The 8,058-nt window shown below is 46.4% G+C and carries 5 protein-coding genes; 2 read left to right on the forward strand and 3 right to left on the reverse strand.

Going from position 1 to position 8,058, the window contains the following annotated elements; genetic code table 11:
• Positions 1-636 (forward strand): hypothetical protein (locus tag KDK19_RS14955; protein ID WP_257292263.1); only part of this gene is annotated, 636 nt, incomplete at its 5' end.
• Complete coding sequence (locus tag KDK19_RS14960) at positions 630-2,366, forward strand: BatD family protein (protein WP_257281093.1); 1,737 nt, start codon at positions 630-632, stop codon at positions 2,364-2,366. The genes KDK19_RS14955 and KDK19_RS14960, both read left to right, overlap by 7 nt.
• 205 nt (positions 2,367-2,571) lie before the next feature.
• On the opposite strand, the gene KDK19_RS14965 is transcribed toward KDK19_RS14960, so the two are convergent.
• The 3 genes from KDK19_RS14965 to KDK19_RS14975 all read right to left on the reverse strand — a co-directional run.
• Positions 2,572-4,365 (reverse strand): F-box/WD repeat-containing protein, encoded by a 1,794-nt coding sequence (locus KDK19_RS14965; protein ID WP_257281094.1) that lies wholly within the window; start codon positions 4,363-4,365, stop codon positions 2,572-2,574.
• A 181-nt stretch (positions 4,366-4,546) separates the two neighbouring features.
• The gene (locus KDK19_RS14970; RefSeq protein WP_257281095.1) at positions 4,547-6,382 is read right to left on the reverse strand and encodes a WD40 repeat domain-containing protein; all 1,836 of its coding nucleotides are present in this window, start codon (positions 6,380-6,382) and stop codon (positions 4,547-4,549) included.
• A gap of 193 nt (positions 6,383-6,575) precedes the next feature.
• Positions 6,576-8,058: WD40 repeat domain-containing protein (locus tag KDK19_RS14975; RefSeq protein WP_257292264.1), on the reverse strand; the 1,483-nt coding region annotated here is incomplete at its 5' end.

Consider the following 8,058-nt stretch of genomic DNA (forward strand, 5'->3'; position numbering starts at 1 on the left):
CAACAGCAACAGCAGCAGCAACAGCAGCAGGATCAGAATAACAACCAACAGCAGAATCAGCAGCAACAGGATCAGAACAACAACCCACAGCAGAATCAGCAACAACAGGAGCAGAATCAGCAACAACAGGATCAGAACAGCAACCCACAGCAGAATCAGCAGCAGGATCAGAACAACAACCCACAGCAGAATCAACAAAAAGATCAGAGCCAGCAGGGTCAGGATAAACAGAACCAGCAACAAAACTCTGAAAATGAGCAACAGCAGAACCCGCAAAACGCTGGTCAACAAAACCAGGAGCAAGCATCCTCTTCTGAATCCCGGTCTGGCGAACAGCAACAGGAAGATCAGAAAGAGCATTCTCTCTCTGGTGAACAGGATCAAAAGTCTGAACAACGGAAGCCAGCAGAGAACCAAGAGCTGCAAAAGGCCCAGACTGGAGAACCTGAAAAACAGGGCGATCAGAAGCAACAGGCACTGGGTTCTCTTGAACAACAGCAAACCACCAGCCCGGATCAGCAGGCCATTGAAAACTGGTTAAAAACCATACCAGACGACCCCGGTGGTCTACTTAGGCGAAAATTCCTTCAGCAACAACAGAGAGAGCAAAAAAGACAACAGGAGCAGTCATGGTGAACTCGATCTTTTCCAAACTCAGTAAAATACTGGTCCTGATGACAGGATTAATTCTTTCTGTCCAGGCGATGGCTGCCCTGACCGCCTCTGTTGACCGGACTCATCTGGCAGAATACGAAACTCTGGAACTCACACTCAGAACCGATAGTGACACCAGTGCTGCCCCTGATTTGTCACCTCTGGAAAATGACTTTGACATACTGGGGACTCGACAAAGTCGCCAGATTCGCATCATTAATGGCAGAAACGAATCCTGGCGAGACTGGGTCGTCACCCTTTCCCCTAAAAAATCCGGCCGTTTGCTGATACCCAGCCTGCAGCTGGATGGCATGACTTCTAAAGCTATCCGATTGGAAGTATCTGACACGCCCACTGAACAGAAAGCCGGACCGGGGGGTATTGACCCGGTTTTCATTCGCACCGAGGTCAGTGACGAAAAACCATATGTTCAGCAAGAGGTGATCCTGACCCTGAAGATTTACTACCGGGTCCAGCTTTACGACGACCGTCGACTTTCACCTCTGAATATTGATGGTGCTATTGTGCAGCAACTGGGTGAAACCCGAAATTATGAGACAGTTCTGGACGGAACCCGGTACGGTGTCTTTGAGCTGAATTTCTCGATTCATCCTCAAAAACCAGGTTCGGTGGACATTCCCGGCCTTACCTTTTCAGCCACCATGCCTGACGACCGCCGGGACAGTTTTGGCAGTATTTTTTCAATGAGTGGCAAACCCGTTGCGGCTCGATCTGCCGAAATCACCCTCAACGTCCGGCCACAACCAGAGAGCTTTAAAGGTTCGGTCTGGCTGCCTGCACGAAAACTGACCCTGACCGATGGCTGGAGTGCACCATTGGACAAGATCAAGGTAGGCGACGCCATTACTCGAACCATCGTCGTAGAAGCTGAAGGACTCACGGGGGTCCAGCTGCCTGCTGTGACTATGCCTAAACTCGATGGCGTCAGTGCCTACACGGACAAGTCCACGTCCGACGATAAAGCGACTGACTCGGGTGTTATTGGCAGCCGAATAGAAGCCATCGCTCTGATTCCAACCCGTCCCGGAAAAATTGAACTCCCTCCGGTGCAGTATCAATGGTTTGATACCGATGCCCAGACCGAGAAAGTCGCTACGATTCCTGCCAAAACCATTACCGTGCATCCTTCAGAAAACCCTGAAGTACTGACAACAACCCCTGAGATTCCAGTCCAAACCACCGAAAAGACTGAAGAAACAGTCTGTCCACCTGCTATTGCTAATATCACTACCCAGAGGCCCTTCTGGCTATGGCCTTCATTATCTGCCCTGTTTGGATTACTCTGGCTGATCACTTTATTGGTTTTGTGGCGATGCAGGTCTTCTCAAAAGCCAGCGGTTGAGTCTTCTGACATTCCTAAATCCCAGGGATTCAGTGAGAAAGAAGCCTGGCAAGAGTTTGAAAGCGCCTGCAATACCGAAGACCTCAATCAGATCCGCGGATGCTTTGTTAAATGGGTGCAAACTCTGTCTGGCAATTCAAGATTGACGACTATGGATAGGTGTTTGAAAAAACTCAACAGTGATCCATTGGTGACTTCATTCAATCGGCTTGAAGCCAACCTCTATTCCGGCCATGAACAAAAGCTCGATACAAAGGCACTGATATCACTGTGTAAACAACTGCGCAAAGAGCAAAAGAACGGTGAATCAAGCCATCAAAACGGTCTTAACAGCCTCTATCCGGATTAAAACTCATCGGAGGCTCTCAGGAGCCTCACTATTTAACTTTCTACACCTCTCACTGACTGCCATGCTAAAAAAGCTCTTCCTGCATATTCTGGTCAGCTTGAGCACCTGGACTAAAAATAAGACTGTGCTCCCCTTCGATTAGCAAGGATGTTCAAAATTAATGCGTTATAATGGCGCCCCTTTTATTTGCCACGGCAAACAATCATTATTTCATCCGTAGTTTATTAACTCGCACTTTATCATTGCTACTGATGGTCAATATATGGTGTCCATCGGCGCTGAAGATGGCTGATTTGATCTTACGTTTATGGACAATGATGGCTTTTTCGACCCATGCCCCATGACTCTCCTGACCAATGATTCTCGCATTACCATCCTTACTGACGGTCAACACAAGGCAGCCGTCGTTGCTGAACGTGGCTGATTTGACGCGACGATTATGGGAAATAGTGGCTCTCTCTACCCATGATCCTCCAGTCTTAAGACCATAGATTTTCGCCGTGCCATCCTTGCTGGCGGTCACCACATGGCGACCATCGGGACTGAAGGTGGCTGATTTGACTGGACCTTTATGGAGAATGGTTGCTTTTTCTTCCCATGATCCATTGTCCTTCTGACCATAGATTTTTGCCGTACCATCTTTGCTGGCGGTCACCACATAATTGCCATCGGGGCTGAAATTGGCTGATTTGACTCGCCCCTCATGGATAATGGTGGCTTCATGTGCCCATGATGCTTCGGTCTTCTGACCGTAGATTTCCGCCGTTTCATCGTTACTGGCCGTCACTAAATGGCTGCCATCTGCACTAAAGTTAGCTGAGTTGACTTTACCTTCATGGATAATGCAGGCTTTTCCTACCCATAATCCATCGGCTACCTGACCATGGATTTGCACCTCATAATCATTACTGACGGTCAGCACATGGCGACCATCATTGCTGAAGGTGGCTGAGTAGACCCAATCGTCATGGGTAATAATGGTTTGTTCTTCCCATGACTCATCCTCCAGACCATAGATTTTCGCAGTCTCATCAAAACTGACGGTCACCAAATGACGACTATCGCTGCTGAAGCTGGCTGAGTCGACCCAATCGTCGTGACGAATGGTGAGCTTTTCTTCCCATGACCCATCGTCTCCCTGACTAAAGATTTTCGCCGTGCAATCATGACTGGCGGTCACCAAATAGCGACTATCAGCGCTGAAGATAGCTGATCTGACCTCTTCATCATGGGAAATGATGACATTTTCTTCCCATGATCCATTGGCCGTCTGGCTATAGAGTTTCGCTGAGTTATCACAGCTGGTCGTCACCATATGGCGGTCATCAGGGCTGAAGGTGCCTGAGGTGACCTTGTCATCGTGGGAAATGATGGCTTTATTTACCCATGATCCATTGATCTCCTGACCGTAGATTTTAGCCGTCTCATCTTCACTGGCCGTCACCACGTGGCGGCCAGTTGCGCTGAAGGTGGCTGTTTTGACACAGTCATGATGGCTAATGGTGGTTTCTGTAACGGATTTAAAGGTTTCACATTGAGACATCAGTTGAGCTTTGGTGAAATAGAATAGAGCGGGAAAATAATTGCTATTTTGGTTTTTTATGATTGATTTGAGTAACGCTTCATCCTTCGTAAACGGTCGCAGCCAATGACGGAGTTGTTCTTTGTCTTCTATAGGAAGGATTTTCATTAGTTGATATTGATGTGGTAAAGAAAACCGTTGATACCACGCCTTTTCCAGAGCATGATCGTTTTTAATAGCCCAGTTAAAATGAGTACAAACCTGCTTTAAGCAAGTAACATCTCGAAACTCCAACAAGCCAATAATTTTGTTTGTTATTTCGATGGGTAAATCGAGAAATAAAAGTTTTTTTTCCTTGTCAGGTACGGTGATGGATCTACCCGCACTAGCACCAGATAATTCACCCTCCAATTGAGCGCGATGGGTTAACGGCGAGGCTGAACCCATCCTGCTGGAACTACCAGCCTCAGAAAACATAATTGGTTTCTCCTAATTTTCTAGTCGCCCTCAATGAGCAAGAACATTCAAAATTGATGAGGTAAATTGGACTCTTTTTTGAAATAAAAGTTCATAACCTGTGATCAGGTGCCATTAACCAAGATCTGTCTTTCAGCTCATGCACAATGGCGTCCCTTTTATTTGTCACGGCAAACAATCATTATTCCATCCGTAGTTTATTAATTCGCACTTTCCTATCGCTACTGATAGTCAATATATGGTGTCCATCGATGCTGAAGGTGGCTGATTCGATCGAACCTTCATGGGAAATGATGGTTTTTTCGACCCATAATTCGTCAGTCTGCTGACCATAAATTTTTGCCGTCCCATCTTCACTGGTGGTCACCACATAGCGGCCATCGGCACTGAAGTCAGCTGAGTTGACTGAATATTTATGGCAAATAATAGCTTTTTTGACCCATGATCCATCATTCTTCATGCCATAGATTTTTGCCGTGCCGCCGTTATTCTTGCCAAAGGGTTTCGTCGTGCCATCATTACTGACCGTGACCAGATGACGACCATCGGAGCTGAAAGTAGCTCTTTTAACCCAAGCATCATGGGGAATGGTCATTTTTTCTTCCCACAATCCATTGTCCTTCTGGCCATAAATTTTCGCAGTGTCGTCAAAACTGGCGGTTACCACATGGCGACAATCGGGACTGAAAGCGGCTGAGCTGACCTGACAATTATGGGCAATGATGGTTTTTTGTTCCCATGATCCATCGGTCTTCTGGCCATAGATTTTCGACGTATTATCTTTACTGGCCGTCACCAAATGGCAGCCATCGCCGCTGAAGGCCGCTGAGTTGATTTCACTGCTATGAGGAATGGTGACTTTTTCCACCCATAATCCATCGTCCATCTGGCCATAAATCTTCGCCTCATCGTCTTCAGTGACGGTCAACACATGACGGCCATCGGCACTGAAGATGGCATGGTTAACCTCGTCATCATGAGAAATGACGGTTTGTACTTCCCATGATTCATCATCCTTCTGATAATAGATTTGCACATTTTGGTCGTCACTGGCGGTCATCACATGACGGCTATCGCCACTGAATCTGACGGAGTTGATACACTCTTCATGGGAAATGATGAGTTTTTCTTCCCATGATCCATCGTCTGGCCGACTGCAGATTTTTACCTCGTTATCATCGTTACAGACGGTGAGCACATGGCGACTATCAGGACTGAAAGCGACTGCGTTGACTTGACTATCGTGGGAAATGATGGCTTTTTCTTCCCATGATCCATCATCTTCCAGTTCATAGATTTTCGCCTTGTTGTCATAACCAGCGGTCACCACATGGCAACTATCGGGACTAAATTTGGCTGAGCTCACTCGATTTTTATGGGAAATGATGACTTTTTGTTCCCATGATCCATCCTCCTTCTGGCCGTAGATTCTGGCCGTTTTATCTTCACTGGCCGTCACCAAATGGCGGCCATCAGCACTAAAGGTGGCTGAGTTGACAATGCCATGATGGACAATAATCACTTCTGTATCTACAGCGAACGTTTTGTACTGAGACATCAGTCGGGCTTTGGTGAAATAGAACAGAGCAGGAAAACAAGCGCTATTTCGTTGTTCTATAATTGACTCGACTAACGCTTCATCCTTCGTAAACGGTCGCAGCCAATGACGGAGTTGTTCTTTATCCCCTGTAGGAAGGATTTTCTTTAATTGATATTGGTGTGGTGAAGAAAACCGTTGATACCATGCCTTTTCCAAAGCATGATCGTTTTTAATAGCCCAGTTAAAATGAGTACAAACCTGCTGTAAGCTGGCAACATCTCGAAACTTCAACAAACCAATAATTTTGTTTGTTATTTCAATAGGTAGATGGAGAAATAAAAGTTTTTTCTTTTTTCCCTTGTCAGATACAGTGATGGACCTACCCGCACTGGCACCCGATGGTTCACCCTCCAATCGAGCACGATGGGTTGACGGCGAGACTGCAGCCATGCCGGAACTATTAGCCTCAGGAAGCATATTTGGTTTCTCCTAATGCACTACTCGCCCTCAATTAGCAGGGACCTTCAAAGTTGATGAGGTACATTGGAGTCTGTTTTTAAATAAAAGTTCATTATCTGCTTTTAGGTGCTACAAACGAAGTTTCTGCCTTCCAGTACCGGTAACTATAACAGCCTCTTTCTGAATGCTCTCAGTTATTGAGAGCCATGAATCAAAAGAGGTGACATTGATCATGAAATAGGGGGCTATATAGTCTGATAATTCGTACTTCGTCTTCATAGATGCATACTAAGTGGTGGCCATTGGGGCTAAAGGTGGCTGATCTGATCAAATTATCAGGGGGAATGGTGACTTTTTCGCTCCAGGATCCATCCCACTCCTGACCATAGATTTTTGTTGTTCCATCTCTACTGGTGGTCAGCACATGGCGGCCATCGGCGTTGAAAGTGGCCGAGGAAACACAATCTTTATGGGAAATGATGGCTTTTTTGACCCACGATCCGTCAGCTTTCTTGCCATAGATTTTCGCCTTGCCATCTTTACTGGCAGTCAGAACATGTTGGCCATCCGGGCTGAAGATGGCCGAGATGACATCGTTATTATGGGAAATGGCGGCTTTATATTGCCATGATCCGGCCTCCAAGCCATAGATTGTTGCCGTGCCATCTTTACTGGCCGTCACCAGACTGTGGCCAACGGGGCTGAAGGTGGCTGAATTGACAACGTCATCATGGAAAATGATGGTTTCTTCCCATAAGCCATCGCTCTTCTCACTACAGATTTTCGCTGTTTTATCGTTACTGGCCGTCAACAAATGAGAGCCATCGGCGCTCAAGTTCGCTGAGTTGACACGGTCATCATGGAAAAAAGTGACTTTTTCTTCAAATGCCTCATCGGCCATCTGGCCGTGGATTTTCACTTTGTTTTCTTTACAGACGGTCACCAGACAGTTGTCGTTGGTGCTAAAGTTGGCTAAGTCGATCCAACCATCATGAAAAATAGTGACTTTTTCTTTCCATGATCCATTGTCATCCTGACCGATGATTTTCGCCTTCCTATCGAAACTGGCGATTATTACATAACGGCTACTTGCACTGAATGTGACAGAATCGACGTAGGCGCCATAGGAAATAGTGAGTTTTTCCTCCCATGTTCCATCAGTCTTCTGGCTAAGGATTTTCGCCGTGTTGTCATCACTGTCGGTTACCATATGGTGGCCATCAGGGCTGAAGGTGGGTGGGCTGATCTTACCATTATGGGTAGTAGTGAATTTATGTATCCATAACCCATCGGCTTCCTGACCATAGATTTTTGAAGTCTTATCCCAACCGACGGTCACGACATGGCGGCTATCAGGACTGAAAGTGGCTCTTATAAGCTCATCATTATGAGTAATAGTCACTTTTTCTTCCCATGATCCATTGGCCTTCCGGCTAAAGATTTTTGCCGTTTTATCACGACTGGCGGTCACCACATGACGGCTATCGGCGCTGAAGCTGGCTGATCTCACACGGCCACCATGACCAATGATGGCTTCTGTAACCAGATTAAACTTTTTGCATTTAGACATGAGTACAGCTTTTTCGAAATAGAACAGTGCCGGGAAATAAGCCCTATCCCGCTGTTCTATGATTGACTTGACTAACGCTTCATCCTTCGTAAACGGTCGCAGCCAGTTACGGAGTTGTTCTTTA

It is taken from the genome of Endozoicomonas sp. ONNA1, from assembly GCF_024606325.1.
Classification (GTDB): Bacteria; Pseudomonadota; Gammaproteobacteria; order Pseudomonadales; family Endozoicomonadaceae; genus Endozoicomonas_A.